The organism is Haemophilus sp. UMB1048, assembly GCF_030218125.1.
In the GTDB taxonomy this organism is placed as follows: Bacteria; Pseudomonadota; Gammaproteobacteria; order Enterobacterales; family Pasteurellaceae; genus Haemophilus_D.
In genome coordinates this window covers 1-228 of the sequence record NZ_JASOPB010000228.1, presented here as the reverse complement: position 1 = coordinate 228, position 228 = coordinate 1, and the positions used below count along the sequence as shown (strand labels likewise).

The window sequence follows — 228 nt, the reverse complement described above, 5'->3', positions numbered from 1 at the left end:
AAGCTCCTCAGCCTCGCTGGAAGTCGCCGTCGGCACCGTGTTCCAACAGCTGTATCATCTGCCGCTGGATGGCGCGCAAATCGCCCTTAACGGCCAGGAGGCGGAAAACCAGTTCGTCGGCTGCAACTGCGGCATCATGGATCAGCTGATTTCAGCGCTGGGCAAAAAAGACCACGCGCTGCTGATCGACTGCCGTTCGCTGGGCACCAAAGCCGTCTCGATGCCGAA

At 60.1% G+C, this 228-nt stretch carries 1 pseudogene; it reads left to right on the top strand.

Annotation, left to right across the window (positions count from 1 at the left end):
- Nucleotides 1–228 (top strand): annotated as a pseudogene (locus QP437_RS10575) (galactokinase); the annotation flags it as partial.